Annotated in this window: 21 protein-coding genes; 13 read left to right on the top strand and 8 right to left on the bottom strand. The window is 62.2% G+C overall.

Annotation, left to right across the window (positions count from 1 at the left end; genetic code table 11):
• Together FHT75_RS10955 and FHT75_RS10950 are read left to right on the top strand one after the other, a co-directional pair.
• The gene (locus tag FHT75_RS10955) at window positions 1–1497 is read left to right on the top strand and encodes a M81 family metallopeptidase (protein WP_063476067.1); all 1497 of its coding nucleotides are present in this window, start codon (window positions 1–3) and stop codon (window positions 1495–1497) included.
• Window positions 1490–2626 (top strand): NAD(P)/FAD-dependent oxidoreductase, encoded by a 1137-nt coding sequence (locus tag FHT75_RS10950; protein WP_063476068.1) that lies wholly within the window; start codon window positions 1490–1492, stop codon window positions 2624–2626. Before FHT75_RS10955 ends, FHT75_RS10950 begins: the two co-directional genes overlap by 8 nt.
• A gap of 12 nt (window positions 2627–2638) precedes the next feature.
• On the opposite strand, the gene FHT75_RS10945 is transcribed toward FHT75_RS10950, so the two are convergent.
• The 3 genes from FHT75_RS10945 to mug all read right to left on the bottom strand — a co-directional run bounded on the left by FHT75_RS10945 (window position 2639) and on the right by mug (window position 4408).
• Complete coding sequence (locus tag FHT75_RS10945) at window positions 2639–2857, bottom strand: hypothetical protein (RefSeq protein WP_047613034.1); 219 nt, start codon at window positions 2855–2857, stop codon at window positions 2639–2641.
• 60 nt (window positions 2858–2917) lie between these two features.
• Window positions 2918–3763 carry a pirin family protein gene (locus FHT75_RS10940; protein ID WP_097544051.1) on the bottom strand — a complete coding sequence of 282 codons (846 nt, stop codon included), beginning with the start codon at window positions 3761–3763 and terminating at the stop codon, window positions 2918–2920.
• Between the two features lie 90 nt (window positions 3764–3853).
• Entirely contained in the window at window positions 3854–4408 is a 555-nt protein-coding gene (mug, locus tag FHT75_RS10935) for a G/U mismatch-specific DNA glycosylase (RefSeq protein ID WP_063476069.1), read from the bottom strand.
• Between the two features lie 181 nt (window positions 4409–4589).
• Here mug and FHT75_RS10930 point away from each other — a divergent pair, with 181 nt between their 5' ends.
• A complete protein-coding gene (locus FHT75_RS10930) occupies window positions 4590–5075 on the top strand; it encodes a DMT family transporter (protein ID WP_097544049.1) in 486 nt (161 codons plus the stop codon).
• Window positions 5072–5512 carry a DMT family transporter gene (locus FHT75_RS10925; RefSeq protein WP_047613040.1) on the top strand — a complete coding sequence of 147 codons (441 nt, stop codon included), beginning with the start codon at window positions 5072–5074 and terminating at the stop codon, window positions 5510–5512. Before FHT75_RS10930 ends, FHT75_RS10925 begins: the two co-directional genes overlap by 4 nt.
• Window positions 5513–5552: 40 nt before the next feature.
• Here FHT75_RS10925 and FHT75_RS10920 read toward each other — a convergent pair whose 3' ends face one another.
• Window positions 5553–6011 carry a helix-turn-helix domain-containing protein gene (locus FHT75_RS10920; protein WP_047613041.1) on the bottom strand — a complete coding sequence of 153 codons (459 nt, stop codon included), beginning with the start codon at window positions 6009–6011 and terminating at the stop codon, window positions 5553–5555.
• A 353-nt stretch (window positions 6012–6364) separates the two neighbouring features.
• Here FHT75_RS10920 and FHT75_RS10915 point away from each other — a divergent pair, with 353 nt between their 5' ends.
• The 5 genes from FHT75_RS10915 (at window position 6365) to FHT75_RS10895 (ending at window position 11188) form a co-directional block, all read left to right on the top strand.
• Window positions 6365–7567 (top strand): MFS transporter, encoded by a 1203-nt coding sequence (locus FHT75_RS10915; protein WP_063476071.1) that lies wholly within the window; start codon window positions 6365–6367, stop codon window positions 7565–7567.
• A 174-nt stretch (window positions 7568–7741) separates the two neighbouring features.
• Window positions 7742–8302: an FMN reductase gene (msuE, locus tag FHT75_RS10910; RefSeq protein WP_097622773.1), complete on the top strand. Its 561-nt coding sequence runs from the start codon at window positions 7742–7744 to the stop codon at window positions 8300–8302.
• A gap of 243 nt (window positions 8303–8545) precedes the next feature.
• A complete protein-coding gene (locus tag FHT75_RS10905; RefSeq protein ID WP_097622774.1) occupies window positions 8546–9379 on the top strand; it encodes a MetQ/NlpA family lipoprotein in 834 nt (277 codons plus the stop codon).
• An 89-nt stretch (window positions 9380–9468) separates the two neighbouring features.
• Complete coding sequence (locus FHT75_RS10900; RefSeq protein ID WP_097622775.1) at window positions 9469–10554, top strand: methionine ABC transporter ATP-binding protein; 1086 nt, start codon at window positions 9469–9471, stop codon at window positions 10552–10554.
• Window positions 10535–11188, top strand: a complete 654-nt coding sequence (locus FHT75_RS10895; protein WP_097544047.1) for a methionine ABC transporter permease — start codon at window positions 10535–10537, stop codon at window positions 11186–11188. Before FHT75_RS10900 ends, FHT75_RS10895 begins: the two co-directional genes overlap by 20 nt.
• Here the strand turns inward: FHT75_RS10895 and FHT75_RS10890 are convergent, their stop codons facing one another.
• Window positions 11189–12547 carry an LLM class flavin-dependent oxidoreductase gene (locus FHT75_RS10890; RefSeq protein WP_097594818.1) on the bottom strand — a complete coding sequence of 453 codons (1359 nt, stop codon included), beginning with the start codon at window positions 12545–12547 and terminating at the stop codon, window positions 11189–11191.
• Between the two features lie 233 nt (window positions 12548–12780).
• Between FHT75_RS10890 and scpA the strand changes: the two genes are divergently transcribed.
• On the top strand, window positions 12781–14919 hold the full coding sequence (scpA, locus tag FHT75_RS10885) for a methylmalonyl-CoA mutase (RefSeq protein ID WP_097630961.1): 2139 nt from the start codon (window positions 12781–12783) through the stop codon (window positions 14917–14919).
• Window position 14920: 1 nt separating this feature from the next.
• Here scpA and FHT75_RS10880 read toward each other — a convergent pair whose 3' ends face one another.
• Window positions 14921–16081 (bottom strand): fumarylacetoacetate hydrolase family protein, encoded by a 1161-nt coding sequence (locus tag FHT75_RS10880; RefSeq protein ID WP_097630960.1) that lies wholly within the window; start codon window positions 16079–16081, stop codon window positions 14921–14923.
• Window positions 16082–16447: 366 nt separating this feature from the next.
• On the opposite strand from FHT75_RS10880, the gene FHT75_RS10875 reads away from it, so the two are divergent.
• Genes FHT75_RS10875 through FHT75_RS10865 form a run of 3 tightly spaced genes read left to right on the top strand, consistent with a single transcriptional unit; the run spans window position 16448 to window position 18995 of the window.
• Complete coding sequence (locus tag FHT75_RS10875; RefSeq protein ID WP_183844811.1) at window positions 16448–17458, top strand: Gfo/Idh/MocA family protein; 1011 nt, start codon at window positions 16448–16450, stop codon at window positions 17456–17458.
• A gap of 10 nt (window positions 17459–17468) precedes the next feature.
• Window positions 17469–18566: a Gfo/Idh/MocA family protein gene (locus FHT75_RS10870; RefSeq protein WP_047613058.1), complete on the top strand. Its 1098-nt coding sequence runs from the start codon at window positions 17469–17471 to the stop codon at window positions 18564–18566.
• A gap of 18 nt (window positions 18567–18584) precedes the next feature.
• Window positions 18585–18995 carry a VOC family protein gene (locus tag FHT75_RS10865; RefSeq protein WP_047613059.1) on the top strand — a complete coding sequence of 137 codons (411 nt, stop codon included), beginning with the start codon at window positions 18585–18587 and terminating at the stop codon, window positions 18993–18995.
• Window positions 18996–19092: 97 nt separating this feature from the next.
• Here the strand turns inward: FHT75_RS10865 and atzF are convergent, their stop codons facing one another.
• On the bottom strand, window positions 19093–20892 hold the full coding sequence (atzF, locus tag FHT75_RS10860; RefSeq protein ID WP_097630958.1) for an allophanate hydrolase: 1800 nt from the start codon (window positions 20890–20892) through the stop codon (window positions 19093–19095).
• A 1-nt stretch (window position 20893) separates the two neighbouring features.
• Entirely contained in the window at window positions 20894–24433 is a 3540-nt protein-coding gene (gene uca, locus FHT75_RS10855) for an urea carboxylase (RefSeq protein ID WP_183844812.1), read from the bottom strand.

Here is a 24433-nt window from a genome sequence, read left to right as displayed (position 1 = left end):
ATGGGCTTTCGCGTCGCTCTGATCGAATTCTCTCACGAAGGAAACACCTTCACCATTCGCTCGACCCCGATCGAGGCCTTCCATGCCAGTCGCTATTTCCAAGGTGTCGAGATTGTCACGAAGATGCGCGGCACCAATTCCGAGATTGGCGGCGCCCTCGATCTGGCCGAGGCGAGGGGTTGGGAGGTTGTGCCGATTCTTGCCGCTCATGCTCAGCCGGGCGGCACGGTCACCGAAGCCGCGCGCCGCACGATTACCGCAGATGTCGTTCACGGCCTTGAAACGGCCGGGCCGATCGACGGGATTTTCGTCGCACTCCACGGCGCGATGGTCACCGAGACATCCGAGGATGGAGAGAGCCAGTTTCTCGCCGCCATCCGTTCGGTGGTAGGGGCCGATCTCCCGATTGCGGTGACGCTCGATCTGCATGCCAATATCTTCGATGCAATGGCAGGGCTTGCCGATATCGCGGTAAGCTTCAGGACCTATCCCCATATCGACATGCGCGAGCGCGGACGCGAGGCCTGCACGCTGCTTCATGCGGCAATGGCAGGCGAGACGGCGCCGCGCCTGCTCATCGCCCGGCCGCCGATGCTGGTCGGCTGTGACGACGGACGAACGACGCAGGACGGGCCGATGTGCCGGCTGCTGGAAGATGCAGCGCTGGAAATGATGACGCCGGGCATCCTCAACGTCTCCGTCAACGCCGGTTTCACCGATGCCGATGTCTGGGCGGCAGGCCCGAGCGTTCTCGTAAATTACGACGAAAAGATCGTCTCCGCCGTCACGGCTCAAGCAACTGCCGACAGGATCTGCGCGCGGATATGGGACTTCCGCGACGACTGGGCCCGGCCGATCCCTCTCTGGGAGTGTATCGCCCGGCTGAAGGCGCACAAATCCACCGACAAGCCGATCGTGGTGGCCGACTTCTCCGACAACCCGGGCTCAGGCGGCTATGGCGACAGCACGACATTGTTGGCTGCGCTGCTTGACGCAGGGCGGGGCAATATTGCTCTCGGTGTGCTCTACGACCCGCAAGCGGCTGACCTGCTGGCATCCGCAGGTGTCGGCGCAGAATGCACTGTATTGCTCGGCGGCAAGACGGATCCGAGCACGGGCGGTGGGCCGATCGAAGTCACTGGCACTGTTGCGGCCGTCTCCGATGGGGCCTTTACATTTGAAGGGCCGATGTTCACCGGCCTTCCCGGCACGCTCGGCCGCTCCGTTTCTTTCCGGGTCGGCGGGATAGAGGTGCTGATCGCATCTGAAAACCAACAGATGCTCGACGCCAACATCTTCCGCGCGCTCGGCATCGAACCGACGGCGAAGGCGGTCCTGGCGGTGAAATCCATGCATCATTTCCGCGGCGCCTTCGCCCCGCTCGCAAGTGAGATCCTGGTGACCGATGCCGGCGGATTATGCTCGCCGGATCTCACCCGCCGCAACTACCGCAATATTCGACGCCCAATTTTTCCACTGGATCCAATCAATGGCTGAACATTTTGACATTGCCATCATCGGCGGCGGCATCGTCGGCGCCGCACTGGCACATACCATCGGCAATCGCCGTTCGGTCGTGCTGCTGGAGCGGGAGGAGGCATGGGGCTATCATTCCACCGGCCGCTCGGCGGCGGAATTCTCGCTGCGCTTCCAGTCCGAAGGCGCGGGGCGGCTGATCCGGGCCAGCGCCGGATTTCTCCAGACGCCTCCGGATGGGTTCTGCGACCTGCCGCTCATCCGGCCGCGCGGAAACCTCTGCATTGCCCAGGCCGAGAAGGCCGGGCATCTCCATCACATCTTCGAAGTCGAGCGCAACAAAAGCGCGCCCATGGCCCGGCCGCTTCAATTGCTCACGGTTGCCGATGCGCTGGCGCTGGTCCCGTTTCTCGACCCCGACTGGGTCGCGGCTGCGCTCTATGACCCGGATTGCTGGGACATCGAGGTCGACAGCCTGCTGCAGTCCTATCTGAAATCGGCGCGACACGCCGGGGCCGACCTGCGCCGCAACGCCGAGGTGACGGGCGCCCGAATGGACGGATCGGCATGGCGGCTGGAGACGAACGGCGCCGATCTGCTGGCCACGACGGTGGTGAACGCGGCGGGCGGCTGGGCCGATCCCGTGGCGCTCCATTTCGGCGCGACGCCTCTCGGCCTAGTGCCTTATCGCCGAACCGCCATCACCGTGCCAGTTGAGGGCTACGATGTTTCGGCCATGCCCGAAGTCAACGAAATCGACGAGGATTTCTACTTCAAACCGGATGCAGGCCGGCTCCTGGTTAGTCCGGCGGATGAGACGCCGGTCGCCCCGCATGACGCTTGGCCGGAAGAATTGGATATCGCCCAGGCGGCGCAATATCTGAGCGACTGCACCAAGCTCGAAATCCATCGGATCTCCCATAGTTGGGCGGGCCTGCGCACCTTCGCACCGGACCGGCTGCCGGTCATCGGTGCCTCAAAGCGGGCGCCGGGCTTCTTTTGGCTGGCCGGGCTCGGCGGGTTCGGTATTCAAAGTTCGCCAGCGGTCGCTGCGCTCGCGTCGTCGCTGCTTCTGGAAACCCCGATTCCGGCAGCCCTCCGCCAGGAGGGGATCACTGCGGAAACTTTCTCGCCGATCCGCTTTGAATAATGGGCTTATCGGCTAAGTCGTTCGTCCAAGGGTGGAAAGTGCGTCCTGTAGCCTGAGTGCTGCCAGTGCCTCGGTTGCCTCCTCGGGAGGCCAGCCCGCTTCCAGCGCCGCAGCGAGGACCAGCGATTCGGTTTGCAGCTCAAGCTTCTCATAAAGCGGCTCGATGGCTTCGCGCGCTGTGACAACATGCTGGTCAGGCGGGGTGATGGGTGTCGCGGCAACCGTAGGCATGAAATGCTCCTCCTATTGAACGCTAAGGTTCGAAACCCGTTAGGGGCATCCTTGTTCCATTTATATCGCCTTTTCGGTGTTCGAGCGGCGATGCGAAAGATGACGACGCCACATCTGGCGGAATTTCCTCCATCGCAGGAACGCGCGAATGAGGATTGCCGGTGGGATCTTCTTGTGGTCGCCGACAGTTCCCTGCCTGGTGATCGCTGCGTTCGGATCGAGCAGAAACGCGACCAACATGCTTGCACTCTGCGCCTCTACTTCGAGCTTGTCATCCAATAAATGCAGCCCCTGCTCGCCTTCGGCGAATGTCTGCTTATCGACGACGACACAACCGCTGAAGACATAGAAATAGAGGTCTCGGCCTTGCTTGCGCGGAAATTCCACCCTTGCGCCCGCGTCCAGCCGCATATCGAAGACGTCGATCGTGCTGCGGACATAGAAGGGCGCGCCCTCCGCTTCCGGCCCGACCAGGTGTCGCCAGGTGTTTGCCGCGGCAACTGGCACCGGTCCGTGTTGGACCTTCGGTTCGAGGTCGATGGCGTGAGGGCGAATGAGGATTTGCAGCATCCGCAGAGGCGGATCGGATGCCAGCGTTTCTTCGGAATGCCAAAAGCTTGCTCCGGCATTCATCACCATGAGATGGTCGCGGTCGATCACCAGTCGGCCCGCAGCCTTGTCGTCGTGACGCATGACGCCTTCGGGCACCCAGGAAATGATCTCGTCGTTTCTATGCTCATGCATCGCGATCAGGCGACCGGGATCGAGGATGGATTCTGCGATCATGGCGAGGGGGCCATGGCCGTGATCGGTCGGCTTCGGCGTCAACCAGCCCGGCATATTGACGTGCGCGACGAAACCTCCCGCATCCCGCACCACGAAGGTTCGTTCGCCCTTGAGCAGCATCGCATCCTCCATGCAAGGCAATGATGACACCAGGCCATTAGCCATCTGCTGGAAGGGCGGGTCAGCGCATTCGTCCAGGCATTATGATGGCTAGAGCGTCGCTCTCAGCTCGAGATAGCGTTCGGTCAATGTCGTCAAGGTGAAGGCTCTGTTGAGGCCACTCGGATTTGGCAACAACCAGACGACGGCGCCGGCAAATTCCTCGGCTTGCCGACCCCATTCGACATTGGCTCGAAGACTGATTGCCGCATATGCCGCCTTTCCAAGAAAGGCCAGATTGGCCGGCGCAAACGTTCGTATCTTGCTTTCCAGAGCAGGTGCTGCGCTGAGGTAATCCTGCTTCTTAAGTTCGCCTGCGCTTTTCGTCGGGCGTGAAACCGCGGACGTCAGGCCACAGCCATATTGCAGCAACGCGCGCTCTTCATCTGCTCGCAGCAAGCGCGGCGTAAATCCAGCCAGATGCAAGACCCGCCAAAAACGGTTGCTCGGGTTCGAGAAATTATGCCCGTCGCGAACGGCGGACAGAGCCGGATTCAATCCGCAGAAAACCACGGAAAGGCCGGGCGCGAGGATTTCCGACAATCCGGTCCGTGGTATTGCAGGGTCGTCTGGACCATCGAGGTCCTCGGACGTGGCATCTGGCATTGTAAAACCATTGTTCGGATTAAATGGGTCGCGTCGATCGAAACGAGCTTCATCAGCGCCATCAAGGAGGGCCGATCCGACAGACACACGGTGCTAATCATCTTGCTGAAAATGCCGATGAATGGCCTTAGTGGCAATTTGAAAAATATCGGGCGCAATCGATTCTTTGACAGGATCCGCAATGACCACCGAAGCAGCGCGTAATTCGCATCCCATCTATTTCATCGGTGCTTTTGCCACGGGTGGGCTCTTGACGTTCATGGTGCACTTCAACGGGGAATTGGCCCATTATGGCAATCCCCTGTTCTCCTCCTGGACCGCTCATGGCACAGGCATCTTCGCAGCCGTCATTCTTCTCTTGCTGGTCCACCGCCGGCGCAGGCCGACGGTGGGAAAAGCCCCCAACGCGCCGTGGTGGGCTTACTTCGGTGGGATATCCGGCGCGGCAACGGTCATTCTGACCTCGACCGCGGTCAACTCGCCGCTCGGGCTCTCCGGCACTTTGGCTTTGGGTTTGGCAGGCCAGGTCGCCTTCAGCGTCGCGGCCGACAGTTGGGGACTGTTCGGTTTGCCGAAGCGGCGTCCGGATATGCGAGACATCGTAGCACTCGGCCTGGTCGTCACCGGGGGTGCCCTCATCATCCTGTTTGGACGAGGTGGAGCGTGACACTATTCATTCTCCTGGCGTGCCTCGGCGGCGCGCTCGTCGGTCTCAGCCGCCAGCTCAATGGGCGGTTGAGCATATCCACCACGCCGCTGATCGCATCCTTCTGGAATCATGCCATAGGCTTTGCCGTTCTCACATGCCTCGGTCTCTTCGTCGGGGGCCTGCTTCCTGCAGGCGCCGCCGAGGCGCCTTGGTATGCCTATCTGGGCGGCTCCATCGGTGTTGTTTTTGTGGCGGCGGGCAGTTGGGCGATTGCGCGCATAGGCGCGGTCAATTCGGCTCTGCTGATCATCGGTGGTCAGATGGTGACAGGCGTGGCGCTTGATTATATCAGCGCCGTTCCAACGTCGTTTTGGGCGAACGCGACCGGAATCGTCCTCATCGTCGGCGGCATGATGGTCAGCCGGAGGCGACGCAAAGGCGACGGCTCGCAATAGCCAAGCGCTTCATGCGGTTATTGCCTGCCGATACGCCCAGCTATTCTCCGAGCGGAAGAGTGACGTCCGCTATGGAGGCGCCCAATGTCACACCGTGACTTTCTGCCTGCGCCATCGCCTTCACCAATGCGATGACCGTTTCGCGGATATTGCGGTCGGCGATCTTCAGAAAGGCGCGATTGAGCACCAATCCTTCCTTCGTTCGCAGGAATTCGGCGACCGGATCGGAATTCGCCGACAGATCCAGCCCTTGCAGCGTCAACGGCTCGGAATTCTCCTGTTCGAAAAAGAAACTTACCGAGGTGTGGAGCACATCGGCGATCCGCTGCAGGCGGCTCGCGCCGATGCGGTTGATGCCCTTCTCGTATTTCTGAACCTGCTGAAAGGTTACGCCGATCTGCTCGGCAAGCCGTTCCTGGCTCATCCCGAGCAACTGCCGACGCATTCTTATGCGCGCTCCGACATAGCTGTCTATTGCATTCGGTGTCTTGACATTCATCGCGTGTTTTCAGCCTCGATCGCATTTTCAATCGGCGCAGCTGTAGTATTCCCCGCTTCGGTTTTCCATGGTTGTTTTCATATAGCGTACTCAATATGCGATGATCGCGACTGACTGTGATATGAAAGCCCCCGTCCGGAAAGACATAAAGCCACGCTGGAATCGGTCGACAAAAGGGCAAATCAAACAAAAGCCGTACCAATCCCGATGAAACTGGGCTGTGATTGCCGCCCGGCTTACGCTAAATGCAATTCAGCGACCGCCGCTCGATAGTCTTCCCAGCCCCGATCGCCTAAAATCCATCGAAAAAAGACGCGGCACGGCACCGACCGGCCTGTGCAGGAGGAATATTGATGGCAACGGTTGCCGAAGGCGCGCCCCGTTTCGAAAAAACAACGATGTCTATCCTCATGGCGGTCAGCTTCTGCCACATGCTGAACGACATCATGCAATCGCTGCTCGCCTCGCTCTATCCGCTGTTCAAGGCGAATTACGATCTCGATTTTGTGCAGATCGGCCTCCTCACCATGACGTTCCAGGTCACCGCTTCGCTGTTGCAGCCGCTGGTCGGCATTGTCACCGACCGCTGGCCGATGCCCTATTCGCTGCCGGTCGGCATGGCGAGCACCTTCTGCGGCCTCATCCTGCTCGGCAACGCCGGCAGTTTCGCGCTGCTGCTGGTTGCCGCAAGCCTGATCGGGTTTGGCTCAGCCGTCTTCCATCCGGAATCCTCGCGCGTCGCCCGTCTGGCCTCCGGCGGTCGCCACGGTTTCGCGCAGTCCTTCTTCCAGGTCGGCGGCAATGCCGGCCAGGCGATCGGTCCACTGCTCGCCGCCTTCATCGTGCTGCCGCTTGGGCAACACAGCGTCTCCTGGTTTGCCGCCATCGCCATGGTCGGCATGGTCGTGCTGAGCTGGGTGGGCAACTGGTACATGAGCCACCGACGTCAGAATGCCAGCAAACCGGCGGTGAGCCGGGCCCTGCCGCTGCCGCAGAACAGGGTCGTCTGGGCGCTGCTGATCCTCGTGCTGCTGACGGCGACGAAGAATGTCTACATGGCGAGCGTGTCGAGCTACTTTACCTTCTATGTCATCGACAAGTTCGAGCTCAGCGTGCAGCAGGCACAGCTGATGCTCTTCCTGTTCCTCGGCTCGGTCGCCGTCGGCACATTCCTCGGTGGGCCGATCGGCGATCGCTTCGGTGCGCGGTTCGTCATCTGGTTCTCGATCCTGGGCGTCATTCCCTTCGCGCTCCTGCTTCCTTATGCGAATCTCCTCTGGACGGGCGTGCTCAGCATCGTCATCGGCCTGATCTTCGCTTCGGCCTTCTCGGCGATCGTCGTCTTCGCGCAGGAACTGGTGCCCGGGCGCGTCGGACTGATTGCCGGCGTCTTCTTCGGCTTCGCCTTCGGGGCAGGGGGACTTGGTGCAGCATTGCTCGGCGATTTCGCTGATACCCACGGCATCGATTTCGTCTACCGGATCTGCTCCTACCTGCCGCTGCTCGGTCTCCTGACGGTCTTCCTTCCGCGCATACCCAAGCAGAAATCGGCCTAGAGTATTCCGGCTCGACGCATCATGCGGTTCACACGTCGCTATCGCGACAGGCACGAACGTATTTTTCTCCTCATATGGGGAAGAGGGATCACCATTCCTTTAATCCACTATTTTTATAGATAATATTCGTTGGAGAATGACATCGGTTTCGGCACGATATTGGAAGGAAATGGCATGTCTGCTCACAAACTGGTCGGCCTTGCGGGTAGCTTCAACCGCCCCTCGAAGACCTTCGCGCTCGTCGAAAACGTTGCTGGCCTCGCCGGCGAGAAATACGGCTTCGACAACACCATCTACGACCTGACCGATGTCGGCCCCTCGCTTGGCCAGGCGCTGCGGCGTGGCGATCTCGACAGTCGCGCCAAGGAGGTCATCGACGACATCGTCAATGCCGACGTGCTGGTGATCGGAGCGCCAACGTACAAGGGCAGCTATCCCGGCCTCTTCAAGCATCTGATCGACCTGATCGACCCGCATGAGCTGCGCGCCAAGCCGATCATCATCACTGCGACCGGCGGCGGCGATCGGCATGCGCTGATGGTCGAGCACCAGCTCCGTCCGCTCTTCGGTTTCTTCATGTCTCACACGCTGCCGACCGCCGTTTACGCGTCCGACCGCGACTTCACCGATTACCGTGTCTCATCCGAGCCGCTTTCCAAGCGGATCGGGGAGGTTATCGGTGAGCTCTCGGCCTTCTTTCCCAGCCGGAATCAGGCGCTTATCGCCGCCGAATGAAGAGTTAGGGATAGGCTTGAAACGGCGCCGCGGAGGCGCCGTTTTCGTTTTTGGGCCACCCTTCTCACGTCGTCATAATCCACAAATTTGATGGAAATTTATCCTGCCGATACCAATGGCAGGGCAAGAGTTTTTCCGACCCTTCCTCCACATCGGACAATCGTGCTTCGCTACCGATCCGCGCATTTGCCATGATCGGCCTGGTCGGGGCGTATGGCCTCACTCAGTCAGACGGGATATAAAATGACCAAGAATAAAAATCTTCACGACTTCCACCTTTCGCGCCGGGCGGCTCTTGTCGCCGTTTCCGCTGCCGCGCTCTTCACCTTTGCAGCACCAGCTCCTTCCTTTGCCGAGGACAAGTCGATCAGGGTCGGCATCATGGCCGGCGAGGATGAAGACGTCTGGCGCGTCGTCACCAGCGAGGCGGCCAAGAAAGGCCTGAAGATCGAGACGATCACCTTCAACGATTATACGCAGCCGAATGAGGCGCTGGAGCGCGGCGAAATCGACGCCAACGCCTTTCAGCACCAGCCCTATCTCGACAACCAGATCAAGCAGCACGGCTACCACATCGCTCGTGTCGGTTATACCGGCGTCTGGCCGATCGGCCTCTACACCAAGAAGTACAAGTCCGTCGCCGAGATCCCGGAAGGTGCCGTCATCGGCGTGCCGAACGATCCCTCCAACGAAGGCCGCGCTTTGCGCGTTCTCCAGAACGAAGGCCTGATCAAGCTGAAGGACGGCACCGGCATTCTCGCAACTGTCGCCGACGTCACCGACAATCCGAAGAAGATCGAAATCAAGGAACTCGACGCGGGTATCGTCGGCCGCTCGATCGACGACCTGGATGCCGGTGTCGTCAATACCGACTGGGCGCTGAAGAGCGGCCTTTCGCCGGCCGAGCGCATTGCGCAGGAGCCGATTGCCGACAATCCATATCGCAACTTCATTGCGGTCAAGGCCGACAATAAAGATGCCGAGTGGGTCAAGACGCTTGTCTCTTCCTATCAGAACGAGACCGTCAAGGCCGAGTTCGACAAGGTTTACAAGGGAACGGGTCTCAGCGCCTACTGATCCGAAGCGGGGCGGGGGTTAAGCCCTGCCGAGAGGCGGTCCAGGCGTTCCTTGCCCGGGCCGCCTTCGGTGTTTGTAAGGAAAAGCACATGAATTCCTTTGTTTCCACCACGGCGATCGAGACACAGCCGCAAGCGGCGGCCGAAGACGTGGTGAGGCTTACCAATGTGAAGCGGCGGTTCGGAACCACGGCAGCACTCGACGGTATTTCGCTGACGGTGAAGAGAGGTGAGATCCTCGGCATCATCGGCCGCAGCGGCGCCGGCAAATCGACGCTGATCCGTTGCCTCAACGGCCTGGAGCGCGCCGATAGCGGCGAGATTCTCATCGAAGGCCGAGATATCACCGGACTTTCAGAACAGGAACTGCAGCCGCTGCGCCGCCGCATCGGCATGATCTTCCAGCATTTCAACCTGCTTTCCGCCAAGACCGTCGAGGAAAATGTCGCGCTACCGCTGAAGATCGAGGGCGTTGCAAAGAACGAGCGCTTGAAACGGGCGCATGAGCTGCTCGATCTGGTCGGGCTTGCCGACAAGGCGAAAGCCTATCCCTCATCGCTCTCCGGCGGGCAGAAACAACGCGTCGGCATCGCTCGGGCGCTTGCGGCCCGCCCGGCACTGCTTTTGTCCGACGAGGCGACGTCGGCACTCGATCCGGAAACGACCCGGTCGATCCTGGCGCTGTTGAGGGATATCAACCGTAAGCTCGGGCTGACCATTCTGCTGATCACGCATGAGATGGAAGTGGTGCGCGGCATTGCCGATCGCGTCGCAGTCATCGACGCCGGGCGGATCGTGGAGGAAGGGCAGGTCTGGTCGGTCTTCGCCAACCCGCAGGCTGACATCACCGGGAGCCTGCTCGGCGGTATCCGCCCGCAGCTTCCGGATCACATCGCCGGTCGGCTGTCGGCAACGACGGGGAGCGAGGCGATCCTCAGCGTCGATCTCGCCGGGCCGCAGGCGCAGGGCGCGCTGTTTGCCGAACTCTCGGCGGCGCTGCCGCATTCCTTCCGCCTCGTCCATGGCGGCATCGACCACATCCAGAACCAGCCGGTGGCACGGTTCTTCATCGCCGTTCCCATGCGCGACCCCGCGCTTGCCGGAAAGGTCGAACAATTCCTGACGGCCCGGTCCGCCCGGGTGGAGGTGCTTGGTTATGACACCGATCATGGTTGAACTGCTTCTTCGCTCCCTTTGGGAGACGGTCCTGATGACCGTCGCCTCGGGAGTGATCTCGCTCGTCGCCGGCCTGCCGCTCGGCCTTGCCCTGGTGGCGACGGCGCGCGGCGGCATCGCCGAAAATCTGTGGATCAATCGCGTGCTCGGTGGGATCATCAACGGCTTCCGCTCGGTGCCCTTCATCATCCTGCTGGTGGCGCTGATCCCGCTGACGCGGCTGATCGTCGGCACGGCGCTCGGCACCTGGGCGGCCATCGTGCCGCTCGCCATCGCCGCAACGCCCTATTACGCCCGTATCGCCGAAGTGTCGTTGCGCGAGGTCGACCGCGGGCTGATCGATGCCGTCCGCGCCATGGGCGGCAATCGCTGGACGATCATCCGTGAGGTGCTGGTGCCCGAAGCTTTGCCGGGCATCGTCGCCGGCTTCACCGTCACGCTGGTGACGCTGATCGGCGCCTCGGCGATGGCGGGCGCGATCGGCGCCGGCGGTCTCGGCGATCTCGCCATCCGCTATGGCTATCAGCGCTTCGAAACCAATGTGATGATCGCGGTGGTGGCCGTCCTCATCGTCCTCGTCTGCGGCATTCAGTGGCTGGGCGACCGGCTGGTCGCCAAGCTGGACCATCGATAGTCAGTGCCGGAACTGGGCGGCGGGATGCGCGGCGGGCAACCTGCCGTCCCCGCCGCCGAAAAGCTTCTGCCGCAAAGGTCCTTCCACGTAGTCCGCCTTGAAGAGACCGCGCTCCTGCAGCACCGGCACCACCAGGTCGACGAAATCGCGCAGGCTTTCCGGCGCCACGGTCCGCGCCAGATTGAAGCCGTCTATGCCGCCCTCCTCGATCCATGCCTCGAGATGATCGGCGATCTGCTCGGGCGAGCCCACCACCGGCTTCATCCGGCTGCCGAGTATCATCTGGTCGATGATGTCGCGCAGCGTCACCGGCTTCGCCGCCTGTTTGGTGATGGCCGCAAGCGCCGACTGATTGGCGTTCGTCGAGCTTTGGTCGATGACGTCATCCAGCCCATATTTCGAAAAATCGATGCCGACGGAGGCGGAGTAATGCGCAAGCGAGGCCTCGACGCTCGCATGGCGGCGATACTCCTCCAGCCTGTCCCGTGCTTCCTTCTCCGTCCGCCCGACGACAACAGTGATCAGGCTCAGGATCTTCAGTGCGTCGGCGCCGCGGCCGAATTCCTCGGCCTTCGCCCGCAGCGCATCCACCGTCGGCCGCATCGCCCTGGGGTTCGAGCCGGCGAGGAAGACGCATTCGGCGTGCCGGGCGGCAAAGTCCTGGCCGCGTGCGGAGGCGCCGGCCTGGAAGAGCAGGGGCGTGCGCTGTGGAGAAGGTTCGGAGAGATGGATGCCCTCCATCCGGTAATATTGACCGTCATGACGGACAGTGCGCACTTTGGAGGGATCGGCATAGATGCCGCCCACCTTGTCGCGCAGCACCGCATCGTCATCCCAGCTGCCTTCCCAGAGCTTGTAGACGATCTCGAGATATTCCTCGGCTGCGTCGTAACGCGCGTCATGTTCCGGCAGCCTGTCGAAACCCATGCTGCGGGCAGCACTATCGAGATAACCGGTGACGATGTTCCAGCCGATCCGCCCCTTGGTCAGATGATCGAGCGTCGACATGCGCCGCGCCAGCAGAAAGGGCGGCTCATAGGTGGTATTGACGGTGACGCCAAAACCCAAATGTTTGGTGACATAGGCCATCGCCGAAATCGGGATGAGCGGATCATTGACCGGGATCTGCGCCGCCGTCGTGATCACCGGCGCCGGGCTTCCTCTGAAGATGTCATAGACGCCGACGATATCGGCAAGGAAGATGCCGTCCAGCTTGCCGCGTTCGGCGGTCTTGGCAAACTCCGTCCAATAGTCGAGATCGGTATAATGCGCTGAGCCGTCGCGCGGATGCGTCCACAGGCCGTGGTTGATATGCCCGACGCAGTTCATGTCAAAGGCATAGATCTGCATGGTCTTCATGAGGCGGGTCCCAAAACCGGCAATAGAAATCAAGGATTTGCCGCATTAATTATCCTAGAGCGTGATGCCGAAAAGTGCGTGCGGTTTTCGGACGACATCATGCTCTAACTATATAATGTAGAACAGGATTCAGATTTTAGGCCGGCTCGGCCCAAAATCATCCTGTTCGGGCTCTATCGCACGAAGAGCCTGTGAAATGGTAGGGTTGGGATGAAAAAAGCCGGAGGAAACGCATGACGAAGAAGACGCTGTCGGATTGGGCGGAGCTTGCGCAAAAGGATCTGCGCGCTTCACCTGAAACGCTGACCTGGCAGACGCCGGAAGGCATTGCCGTCAAGCCGCTCTATACGGCCGAGGATCTGGACGGTGCCGAGCATCTCGGCTCGCTTCCCGGTTTTTCGCCTTTCACCCGCGGCCCACGCGCGACGATGTATGCCGGCCGGCCATGGACGATCCGCCAATATGCCGGCTTCTCGACGGCGGAGGAATCGAACGCCTTCTATCGCCGCAATCTGGCAGCCGGCCAGAAGGGCCTGTCGGTCGCCTTCGATCTTGCCACCCATCGCGGTTACGACAGCGACCATCCCCGCGTCGAGGGCGATGTCGGCAAGGCAGGTGTGGCAATCGACAGCGTCGAGGACATGAAAATCCTGTTCGACGGCATTCCGCTCGGCGAAATGTCGGTGTCGATGACCATGAACGGCGCCGTCATCCCGATCCTCGCCGCCTTCATCGTGGCTGGCGAGGAGCAGGGCGTTTCGCGGGCCGAGCTCTCGGGGACCATTCAGAACGACATCCTCAAGGAGTTCATGGTCCGCAACACCTATATCTATCCGCCAGAACCCTCGATGCGGATCGTTGCCGACATCATCGAATATACCGCAAGGGAGATGCCGAAGTTCAATTCGATCTCGATCTCCGGCTATCACATGCAGGAGGCCGGCGCGACGCTCACGCAGGAACTCGCCTTCACGCTTGCCGATGGCCGCGAATATGTCAGGGCGGCGATCGCCAAGGGCCTCAATGTCGACGATTTCGCCGGAAGGCTCTCCTTCTTCTTTGCGATCGGCATGAATTTCTTCATGGAGGCGGCCAAACTTCGCGCCGCCCGGCTGCTCTGGACCCGCATCATGGAAGAGTTCCAGCCGAAGAAGACTTCCTCGCTGATGCTGCGCACCCATTGCCAGACGTCGGGCGTCTCGCTGCAGGAACAGGACCCCTATAACAACATCATCCGCACCGCCTTCGAGGCGATGTCGGCCGTGCTCGGCGGCACGCAGTCGCTGCACACCAATTCCTTCGACGAGGCGATCGCGCTGCCGACGGAGTTTTCCGCCCGCATTGCCCGCAACACGCAGCTCATCCTCCAGCATGAGACCGGCGTCACCAAGGTCGTCGATCCGCTCGCCGGCTCCTATTACGTCGAAAGCCTGACGAAGGAGCTTGCCGACAAGGCCTGGGCGCTGATCGAGGAGGTGGAAGCGCTCGGCGGCATGACCAAGGCCGTCAATGACGGCCTGCCGAAACGGCTGATCGAGGAAGCGGCCGCGCGCCGGCAAGCGGCCGTCGACAAGGGCGAGGAGGTCATCGTCGGCGTCAACCGCTACAGGCTCGACAACGAACAGCCGATCGACATTCTGGAGATCGACAACAGTGCGGTGCGCATCGCACAGATCAGGCGGATCGAGGAAACCAAACGGCGCCGCGATGGCGGGGCCGTGCGCCAGACGCTGGCCGCGCTGGCGGAGATCGCCCGGACCAGCAAGGGCAACCTGCTGGAAGCCGCCATCGAGGCGGCCCGGGCTCGTGCCACGGTCGGCGAGATATCGGATGCCATGCGCGATGCCTTCGGCGATCATGCCGCGATCCCTAATGTCATCAAAGGCGTCTACGGCGAGGCCTATAGCAACGAGCCGGAACTCGCCGTCTTGAGGACCCGCATGACTGAGGTGACGGAAGCGATGGGCCGCCGGCCGAAAATCATGGTCGCCAAGCTCGGTCAGGACGGGCACGATCGGGGCGCCAAGGTGATCGCCTCGGCCTTCGGTGACATCGGCTTCGATGTGCTCGCCGGTCCCCTGTTCCAGACCCCTGACGAAGCCGCCAGCGTCGCGCTCAGCGAAAAGGTCAATGTCGTCGGCGTCTCGTCATTGGCGGCCGGTCACAGGACGCTGCTGCCGCAGCTGATCGACAGGCTGAGGGAAAAGGGCGGTGGCGATATCATCGTCGTCTGCGGCGGCGTCATCCCGCGGCAGGACTATGACTTCCTGCACGAACACGGCGTTGCAGCCGTGTTCGGGCCCGGCACGAACGTTCTCGAGGCGGCAAACTCCGTTCTCGACCTTTTAGAGGGCAAGCGGCGAAACCAGTAGCTTACAGCAATCCACGCTTTGCGAGATTACTCATCAGCGCCGAAATGCCGAAGGTCCAAGGCGGGCATTCGGTGGAGAGCCGAACGGTGTTGACGAGCGCGCCGAGCCCTGCCGAGGAAATCTCGACGACATCGCCGATCTTGTGGGTGAAGCCCTGCTTCGGCGCCTCGCGATCCTGCGTCGGTGCAAACAACGTGCCAAGAAAGAGCATAAAGCCGTCGGGATATTGGTGATGCGCGCCGACCGTCTGTTTGACGAGATCGGTCGGATCGCGGCTGATCTGCGACATCGAACTCTTGCCGCGCAGCACGAAGCCGTCCCGGCCGGTGACCTTCAGATCGAGTTCGGCCTTGCGAACATCATCCAGGCTGTAGCCGGCATCGAACAGGCGGATGAAAGGACCGATCGAGCAGGAGGCATTGTTGTCCTTGGCTTTACCGAGCAACAGTGCCGAGCGGCCCTCGACGTCGCGCAGATTGACGTCGTTGCCGAGCGTCGCGCCCTTGATTTCGCCGCGGCTATTGACCGCGAGCACGATTTCCGGCTCCGGATTGTTCCAGGTCGAGATCGGATGCAGGCCGACCTCCGCACCCCAGCCGACGGAGGAAAGCACCGGGGCCTTGGTGAAGACTTCGGCATCCGGCCCGATGCCGACTTCGAGATATTGCGACCACATGCCCTCGTCGATCAGCGCCTGCTTGACCTTGGCAGCCTCCGGCGAACCCGCCTTCAGATTGGTGAGGCTGCCGCCGATCAGCGTGCTGACACGTTCGCGGATGGCGGCGGCACGTTCCGGATTGCCGGCAGCCTTCTCCTCGATGACGCGCTCGATCATCGACTGGGCGAAGGTGACGCCGCAGGCCTTGACGGCCTGCAGGTCGACGGGCGCCAGGAGATAGGGACGCGCTTCGTCCGGCTTGCCGGTGCTGTTGGCGACGATCTGCTCCACTGAACCGACCGCCTTGCCACTTGCGGCGCGGACGAAGCCGGCGGCGTCCTGCCGCTCGAAGAGAGCGCTCAGCGTCGGCGCCTCGCGCGAGGTGATGTCGACCAGCACGCCCTCGCGTGATGTCACAATGCTCGGTCCGGCAACGTCGGGATTCCAGACGCGGCCGACGAAAAGACCATCCGAAGCGGCGACATCGAGAAGAGCTTGAGACATGGTGATCTTCCGTCAAGGTGAGCGAGAAGCGCTCTTTTGAGAATTGTGGGGTGTTGCCGCCCTCCGACCCGGCGACTGCCGAAATCGATCACATTCATGAAGGCGGGGCAAGATGCACTGGGGAAAAAGACTTTTGCCTGATCGGCTCAAGCCGCGGTATTTCTCGTAAATCCAATCGCTAAAGCCCGCAAAATAACTATTTAGATACAAAATACATATTTTATTTCAAATAGTTAACTACATGGTGCGGCGATTTTTCCCCTCATCTCGCCTTGACAGGAGCCGGCTTTCGTTATCTGTTTTGCCCGACATGGAGGCTGCTGGCGTCAGCCGGCGCTAAGAAAATCCCGGGAGGATATTACAGCGATGTTGAGATTTGCCGTCGTCGGAATCGACCATGGGCATACGTTCGATCACGTGAAGGGTTTGCTTGCCTCTGGCGGCGAGTTCGTCGGCTATTGCCCGCAGACTTCGGTGCCGACATTGCGCGAGGCCTTCGAGAAGACCTATCCCGATGCGCCGCAGATCGACCGGGAAAAGCTGTTCGACGATCCGTCGATCGATGTCATCTGCATTTCAGCGATCCCGCGCGATCGTGCCGGGCTTGCCATCCGCGCGATGAGATCGGGCAAGGACGTGATGACCGACAAGCCCGGTGTGACGACCTTCGCCCAGCTTGAGGACGTCAAGCGCACCGTCGCCGAGACCGGCAAGATCTTCTCGATCTGCTTTTCCGAGCGCCACTGCGTGCGCTCCGCCGTCAAGGCCGGCAAGCTCGTCGCCGACGGTGCGATCGGCAAGGTCATCCAGACGCTCGGTGTCGGTCCCCACCGGCTGCAACTGCCGACGCGGCCCGACTGGTTCTTCGATCCGGAAGCCTTCGGCGGCATCATCGTCGATATCGCTTCTCACCAGGTCGACCAGTTCCTGTTCTATACCGGCTCGACCACGGGCGAGGTCATCGCCAGCTCGATCGGCAATTTCGGCATGCCCGACAAGCCGGCCTTCGAGGATTTCGGCGAGGTGCTTCTGCGTTCCGACAAGGCGGCGGGTTATGTCCGCGTCGACTGGTTCACGCCGGAGGCGCTGCCGACCTGGGGTGACGGGCGCCTGACCATTCTCGGCACCGAAGGTTATATCGAGCTGCGCAAATATATCGATATTGCCGGCCGGCCGGGTAAGGATCATCTCTTCCTGGTCAACGGCAAGGAAATGACCCATATCGATTGCAGCGGCGAAAAGCTCGATTATTTCGACGCTTTCACCGCCGACGTCGGCAACCGCACGCAGACGGCGATGACGCAGGATCACGTTTTTGAAGTCTGCAGTCTTTCGCTCGAAGCCCAGACGAAAGCCGCGCGGATCGGCGCTCGCTGAGGAGGATATCATGACCAGGAAATTGCGCGTCGGTGTCATCGGCGCAGGCATCGCTGCGCGGCATCTGGCCGGCTTCGGCTGGAACAAGGAGCTTTTCGAGGTTCCTGTGCTCTGCTCGCTCGACGAGGAGCGCGGCCGGGCGCTGTGCGAGGAGTACGGCATTGCTGAATACACCCAGGATGCCGATTCGCTGTTTGCCCGTGACGATCTCGACATCATCGACATTTCGACGCCGCCGAGCTCGCATTTCGAACTCTGCCGCAAGGGCATCGAATCCGGCAAGCACGTGATCTGTGAGAAGCCGCTTTTCGGCTCGATTGCCGAGGTCGACGAGATGGGCCGCATCCTTGCTCGGTTCCCCGGCAGGAAGCTGATGCCGATCTTCCAGTACCGCTACGGCTCCGGCCTGCAGAAGCTGAAGCTACTGATCGAGCGCGGTCTTGCCGGCAAACCGTTCCTGACGACGATCGAAACCCATTGGTGGCGCGGCCCGGATTATTATGCCGTGCCATGGCGCGGCAAATGGGCAAGCGAACTCGGTGGCGGTCTTCTTGGTCACGCCATCCACGCGCATGATATGCTGAATTATGTCCATGGCCCCTGCGCCGAAGTGTTTTCCTATGGCGCGACACTGGTCAATCCGATCGAGGTCGAGGACACGGCAGCCCTTTCGGTGAAGATGCAGAACGGCTCGCTGGCGACGCTGTCGATGACGCTGGGTTCGCGCAAGGAGATCTCGCGGCTGCGCTTCTGCTTCAACGACCTCGTCGCCGAAAGCATCATCGAACCCTATACGATGGGCCGTGATCCGTGGACGTTCGTCGCCGGAACGGAGGAGCATCAGGCGCGGATCGACGCGGCGCTCGCTGGCTATGTGCCAGGCGAAGATGGCTACACCCGTCAGTTCGAGCTCTTTCATAAGGCGATCGTTGAGGACAAGGAGCCGCCGGTGACGCTGCAGGATGCCCGCAATTCGCTGGAGCTGGTGACAGCCGCCTATTTCTCGCAGCGCACCGGCCGGCCGACGCCGATGCCGATCGCCGCCGATCATCCGCTCTATCGCTCCTGGCTTCCGGCGGGGGAGTGGCGCAGCGCCGCTACGGTCTGAATCGGGAAGGGCTCTCTCATGCTGAAATCCTTCGAGCATGTCGGCATGACGGTCGGCGATATGGACCGTGCTATCGATTTTTACTGCGGCCTGCTTGGCCTCAGCCTCGTGCTGCGCAAGACGATGGCGAATGGCATGCAGGTGGCGTTCCTCGATGCAGGCGGCGGCATGCTGGAGATCTTCGCGCCGCCCGGCGGCGCTTCGCGGGCGGTCGACGTGCCTGAAGATACGGCCGGCGTCCGGCACCTCACCTTCCATTTCGACAATGTCGAGGAGACCTTCGCCCGCCTTGAACAGGCGGGCGTCGAGATCAAGGAGCGGCCGCGCTTCGCCGTCCACTCCGAGATGCTGAACAAGATTGCCTTCGTTCGCGACCCCGACGGCATCATCGTCGAGCTTGCCGAACGCTCCCAGAGCCGCCAGGGTTGACGCAGGTGCTGCCGATCGCTTCGCTGCGGGCGGCCAGACCGTCCCGCAGCAGATCGATCAGGCGCCGGATGAGCTTTGCCGCCATGAAAGGCTCCCCTCAGCTCGCCAATTTGGCGCGGATATAGTTGCGCCAGCCGCCAAGCGCGGTGATTTCCTCGGCACCCTTCACCGCATGCGCTTCGCAGACGAAGCCGGAGACGCTGGAGCCATCTTCGAGCACCAGCTTGCCGATGCCGAGGGGTGCCGGAATCTTCTGGACGAACCTGCCGAAAGCATCGGCCGGCAGTGCCCAGACCTCGACCTCCAGCCCCTGACCCTTATGGCCGGGTTCGCGCAGCAGCCCCGGCTTCGGCGGCGTGGTATTGGGCAGAACGAAGAGGCGATAATCGCCTGATGTGCGGCAGGTCTTGACCAGACGCCCGCCGGCCAGTTCGTGATTGAGCGGCATGCCGGTCAGATGCGCCCCAACGACCGCGATTTCGATGAAACCGTCATCGCCAGGCGCAACACGACTGGCTTCGGGGATCGCCGCCTGCCGGTCGATGCCCATGCCGGAACCTGCGGCACGGTGCAGCGCATCGGCAAGCGGCGCCAGCGCATCGTCGGTGAAGGCAGGGGCGATCACCGTCACCCCACCTGGCAGGCCACCCTTTCCGAAACCGGCCGGAACGGCGATCGCAGCGCAATCGAGCAGGTTGACGAAATTGGTGTAGCGGCCGAGGCGACCGTTGAGCACGACGGGATTGGCCTGCATGTCGGCAACCGTATAGGTGGTCGGAGCGGTCGGCAGCAGAAGCACATCCGCCTTTTCCCATTCGGCTTCGGTCCTGCGGCGCAATTCTTCCAGCCGGTAGCGGCCGTTGAAGGCCTCGACCGCGGTCTTGCCCTTGGCGCCTTCGATAATCCCGCGCACCGTCGGGTCGAAATCGGCCGCGTTCGTGGCGAGGAAGGTCTCGACCGCCGCCAGACGTTCGGCGACCCACGGCCCGTCATAGAGAAGGGCGGCGGCCTCGCGGAATGGTGCGTAATCGAACGGCACGATGGTCGCGCCGAGCGCTCTGGCCCGCTCGATCGCCTGATCGTAGAGCGCCTCCACCTCCTTGTCGCCGAAGAATTCCCGCTCGGCGCCAGCAAGGACGCCGATGCGCAACCCCGATACCGGCAGGTTCGCCGGCTTGGCGTGGCGGGAAAAAGCATCGGCGGCATCGAAGCCTTCGGCGACCTTGCGGATCGCAACACCGTCGCCGACGGTCGCGGCAAAGATCGTGATGCAGTCGACGCTCTTGCAGGCCGGTATGGCGCCGGTATTCGGCAAGAGACCCGGGGTCGGCTTGATGCCGACCAGATTGTTGAAGGCAGCCGGCACACGGCCGGAGCCGGCCGTATCGGTGCCGAGCGCAAAGGCCGCGAGGCCGGAGGCCACGGTGACCGCCGATCCGGAACTCGAACCGCCTGAGATATAGGCCGCATCGAAGACCGAACGCGGCGCGCCATGGGGCGAGCGCGTGCCGTTGAGGCCGGTCGCGAACTGGTCGAGATTGGTCTTTCCGATGACGAGCGCGCCGGCGGCCTTCAACCGGGCAACGACGGTGGAGTCCGCCTCCGGCCGATACGCATAGGCCGGGCAGGCAGCAGTCGTCGGCAGGCCGGCGGCATCGATATTGTCTTTCACCGCGAAGGGCACGCCCCAGAGCGGCAGGCTATTTGCCTCGGGCGCACGTGCCATCAAGGCTTTGGCGGCGGCGCGCAGCTCTTCGTCGGGCACCGGGGTGATGAAGATTGCCGGATCTTTCGAGGCGGCACGCCGCGCAATCACCTCTTCGATGGCGTCGAGCGGCGTCAGGCCGGATTGATAGGCGGCGCGAAGGCTTGAGAGATCGAGAATGGTCGGCAGCATGTCAGCATTCCTCCAGAACGACGATGATATCGCCCGCTTTGACGTTTCTTCCCGGCGCGGCGCGCAGGTCGCGGACGCGGCCTGCCGCATGGGCGGTGACGTTGATTTCCATTTTCATCGATTCGATGATGGCGAGTGTATCGCCGGCCGCAACCGGGGCGCCCGGCTCGACCAGCAATTTCCAGATATTGCCGGGCACGGCGCTGGCAACTCCGAAGCAGCCGTCGGGAATATCCCCATCCGGGCTTTCGCCTGTGCCTTCATCGGTGACGAAGCTGTCGAGACCGGCGTCCTTCCAGCGCTGGCGTTCGGCCTCGAAGGCGGCCTGCTGCGTTGCCTTGAAGCGGCCGATCGACGCCGCATTCGCCTGCAATTCCTTCTCATAGGCGGCATAGGAGAATTCCGTCTCCTCGATCCGGATCGGATAACCGCCATGCGGGAAGGCGGCGCGCGCCTCCGTTAGCTCCTGATTGCTCACGGGGAAGAAACGGATCTGGTCGAAGAAATTCAGCAACCAAGGTTTGCCCCTGGCAAAAGCCGGTGTCTCCCGCCACGTGTTCCAGACCTGGATGGTGCGGCCAAAGAGCTGGTAGCCGCCCGGTCCTTCCATGCCGTAGATGCACATATAGGCGCCGCCGATGCCGACGGCATTTTCCGGCGTCCAGGTGCGGGCGGGATTATATTTCGTCGTCACGAGGCGGTGGCGCGGATCCGTCGGGGTCGCAACCGGCGCGCCGAGATAGACGTCGCCGAGACCCAGCACCAAGTAGCTGGCTTCAAAGACGATATCGCGAACGGCCTGTTCATCGGCAAGACCATTGATGCGGCGGATGAACTCGATATTCGAGGGGCACCAGGGCGCATTCGGGCGCACGAGCTCCTGATATTTGCTCATGGCAAGCTCCGCATCCGGATCGTTCCAGGAAAGCGGCAGATGCACGATGCGGCTCGGCACCGTGACCTCCTGGGCCGCCGGAAGCGTCGCCTCGATCTCGGAGAGCAGCCCGAGCAGGCGCCGGCGCGTCAACTGCGTGCCGTCATAATGGATCTGCAGCGACCGGATACCGGGGGTGAGGTCGATGACGCCGGGGAGGCGGGCCTCCACGACCGCCTGCATCAATAGATGCACCCGCAGCCGCAGCGCGATATCGAGCGTCATCGGCCCATATTCGACGAGCAGATTGTCGTCGCCCTGGCGGCGATAGACGACCGAAACCGGGCCATCCTCGCTGGCGCCGACGATCGGCGAACCTGTTTCTTCCGGGGGCCGCCGGACAGCCGGCCCGGCGATCGGGTCTTCCGGCCGTGCCAAGGCATGAAAACGGATGCGGTCGCCGGGTTTGAACTGACCCATTTTCCATTGCTCGTCTCGGGCAATCACCGCCGGGCAGACGAAGCCGCCAAGGCTCGGACCGTCAGGGCCGAGAATGATCGGCATGTCGCCGGTAAAATCGATCGCCCCGATCGCATAGGCATTGTCGTGCAGGTTGGAGGGGTGCAGCCCCGCCTCGCCGCCATCGCTACGTGCCCAATGCGGGGCCGGGCCGATCAGGCGCACCCCGGTGCGGGCGCTGTTGAAATGCACCTCGTAGGCCGTCGAAAACAGCGCCTCGATATCGCTAGCCTCGAAGAAATCGGGCGCACCATGCGGGCCATAGACGACGCCGACATCCCATTCACGCGTCAAGGCGGCGGGCTCCGTCGCAGGTCTTACCGGTTCGACCGGTGCCTGGCGCGCAAAATGCAGCACATGCCCTGTCTTCAGCGTGCCAGTGGCGTTGCCGCCGAACTGGCCGAGGCCGAAGGTCGCGCGGGAGCCGAGCACAACGGGAGCGGCAAAACCACCGGCGACGGCGAGATAGGCGCGTTGTCCCGGTCCTTCGATCGAACCGATCGACAGAACCTGACCCGCCCGGATTGTCACCGGGGCGTCATGTGGCAATTTTACGCCGTCGCATGTCATTGGCATCCGCGCGCCGGCAAGCGCGATCGTCTGGTCGGCATAAAACCGCAATGTCGGACCGGAAACGGTCAACTCCAGCGCAGCCGTCACATCGTCATTGCCGACCAGCCGGTTGGCATGGCGGAAGGAGCGCTCGTCCATCGGTCCGCTCGGCGGCACGCCGACATGCCAAAGGCCGAGCCGGCCCGGCAGTTCCTGGATGCTCGACTGTGCGCCGGGCGCGAGTACCTCGACGACATCGGGAACGAAAGCAAAATCGCGTAGTGCCGTCGTCGCCACCTTGGCGTCGGCAAGCAGTTCGGAAGCGGAGATCGCCCTGAGATAAGCGAGATTGGTCTCGATGCCGGATATCGATGTTGCGGCGAGGGCTGCCTTCAGCTTCGCGATCGCCGCCGGCCGGTCTTCCGCCGCCACGATCAGCTTGGCGAGCATCGGGTCATAGAAGGGCGTGACCTCGGTTCCCGTCTCGATCCAACCGTCGACGCGGGCATTGTTGGGGAAAACGACTTCGGTCAGCAGGCCGGCGCTTGGGCGGAAATCGGCATGCGGCATCTCCGCATAGATCCGCATCTCGATCGCCGCACCCTTCGGCGTCAGGGCCCGAGCAGCCGAGAGCACATCCTCGCCCGCCGCCTGACGGATCATCCATTCGACGAGGTCGATGCCGAAGACGGCTTCGGTGACGGGATGCTCGACCTGCAGGCGGGTATTGACCTCGAGGAAATAGAATTCCTCGCGCTGGGGATCGTAGATGAATTCGACAGTGCCGGCCGATTCGTAGGACACCGAGCGTCCCAAGTCGACCGCCGCCTTGTGCAGTCGCGCCCTTGTCTCCGCGGAAAGGCCAGGCGCAGGCGTCTCCTCGACGACCTTCTGGTTCCGCCGCTGCAGCGAGCAGTCGCGTTCGCCGAGCGCAATCACTCCGCCCTTGCCGTCGCCGAAAATCTGCACCTCGACATGGCGCGCTTCGGCAACGAAACGCTCGATATAGACCCGCGCGTCGCCGAAGCTGGCGCGCGCGGTCCGCTGCACGCTTTCGAAAGAGGCCTTGAGGCCGGCCGCATCGGTGCAGAGCTGCATGCCGATACCGCCGCCGCCCGCCGTGCTTTTCAGCATGACGGGATAACCGACGGTCTCGGCAGACGAAAGCGCCTCTTCGACGCTCTGCAAGAGATCGGTGCCGGGCAGCAGCGGCACGCCGCTCGCTTTCGCCAGCTCGCGCGCCGTGTGCTTCAGGCCGAAGGCCGACAAATGCTCCGGCCGCGGGCCGATGAAGGCGATACCTTCGGCGGCGAGCCGCTCGGCAAAGCCGATATTCTCCGACAGGAACCCATAGCCCGGATGCACGGCCTCAGCGCCCGTCGCCTTGCAGGCGGCGATGACGGCATCGACGTTCAGATAGCTTTCCCCGGCAGGCGCCGGGCCGAGGCGGACGGCCTCGTCGGCGGTCAGCGCCGGCTTCGAGAACCGGTCGGCATCGGAATAGACGGCGACCGAAGCGATGCCCATCTGCTTCAATGTGCGAATGACGCGGACGGCGATTTCGCCGCGATTGGCGATAAGGACCTTGGTGAACAT

Source organism: Rhizobium sp. BK112 (assembly GCF_014193215.1).
GTDB classification, from domain to species: Bacteria; Pseudomonadota; Alphaproteobacteria; order Rhizobiales; family Rhizobiaceae; genus Rhizobium; species Rhizobium anhuiense.
This window is presented reverse-complemented; position numbering and strand designations above follow the sequence as displayed.

Bases quoted from the DNA above. Each gene is read 5' to 3' on its own strand.
- FHT75_RS10875 (WP_183844811.1), top strand. From the start codon at position 16,448: ATGTTGAGATTTGCCGTCGTCGGAATCGACCATGGGCATACGTTCGAT.
- scpA (WP_097630961.1), top strand. From the start codon at position 12,781: ATGACGAAGAAGACGCTGTCGGATTGGGCGGAGCTTGCGCAAAAGGAT.
- FHT75_RS10950 (WP_063476068.1), top strand. From the start codon at position 1,490: ATGGCTGAACATTTTGACATTGCCATCATCGGCGGCGGCATCGTCGGC.
- FHT75_RS10870 (WP_047613058.1), top strand. From the start codon at position 17,469: ATGACCAGGAAATTGCGCGTCGGTGTCATCGGCGCAGGCATCGCTGCG.
- FHT75_RS10895 (WP_097544047.1), top strand. From the start codon at position 10,535: ATGACACCGATCATGGTTGAACTGCTTCTTCGCTCCCTTTGGGAGACG.
- atzF (WP_097630958.1), bottom strand. From the start codon at position 20,892: ATGCTGCCGACCATTCTCGATCTCTCAAGCCTTCGCGCCGCCTATCAA.
- msuE (WP_097622773.1), top strand. From the start codon at position 7,742: ATGTCTGCTCACAAACTGGTCGGCCTTGCGGGTAGCTTCAACCGCCCC.
- mug (WP_063476069.1), bottom strand. From the start codon at position 4,408: ATGCCAGATGCCACGTCCGAGGACCTCGATGGTCCAGACGACCCTGCA.
- FHT75_RS10930 (WP_097544049.1), top strand. From the start codon at position 4,590: ATGACCACCGAAGCAGCGCGTAATTCGCATCCCATCTATTTCATCGGT.
- FHT75_RS10880 (WP_097630960.1), bottom strand. From the start codon at position 16,081: ATGTCTCAAGCTCTTCTCGATGTCGCCGCTTCGGATGGTCTTTTCGTC.
- FHT75_RS10905 (WP_097622774.1), top strand. From the start codon at position 8,546: ATGACCAAGAATAAAAATCTTCACGACTTCCACCTTTCGCGCCGGGCG.
- FHT75_RS10940 (WP_097544051.1), bottom strand. From the start codon at position 3,763: ATGCTGCTCAAGGGCGAACGAACCTTCGTGGTGCGGGATGCGGGAGGT.
- FHT75_RS10920 (WP_047613041.1), bottom strand. From the start codon at position 6,011: ATGAATGTCAAGACACCGAATGCAATAGACAGCTATGTCGGAGCGCGC.
- FHT75_RS10900 (WP_097622775.1), top strand. From the start codon at position 9,469: ATGAATTCCTTTGTTTCCACCACGGCGATCGAGACACAGCCGCAAGCG.
- FHT75_RS10890 (WP_097594818.1), bottom strand. From the start codon at position 12,547: ATGAAGACCATGCAGATCTATGCCTTTGACATGAACTGCGTCGGGCAT.
- FHT75_RS10865 (WP_047613059.1), top strand. From the start codon at position 18,585: ATGCTGAAATCCTTCGAGCATGTCGGCATGACGGTCGGCGATATGGAC.
- FHT75_RS10955 (WP_063476067.1), top strand. From the start codon at position 1: ATGGGCTTTCGCGTCGCTCTGATCGAATTCTCTCACGAAGGAAACACC.
- uca (WP_183844812.1), bottom strand. From the start codon at position 24,433: ATGTTCACCAAGGTCCTTATCGCCAATCGCGGCGAAATCGCCGTCCGC.
- FHT75_RS10915 (WP_063476071.1), top strand. From the start codon at position 6,365: ATGGCAACGGTTGCCGAAGGCGCGCCCCGTTTCGAAAAAACAACGATG.
- FHT75_RS10945 (WP_047613034.1), bottom strand. From the start codon at position 2,857: ATGCCTACGGTTGCCGCGACACCCATCACCCCGCCTGACCAGCATGTT.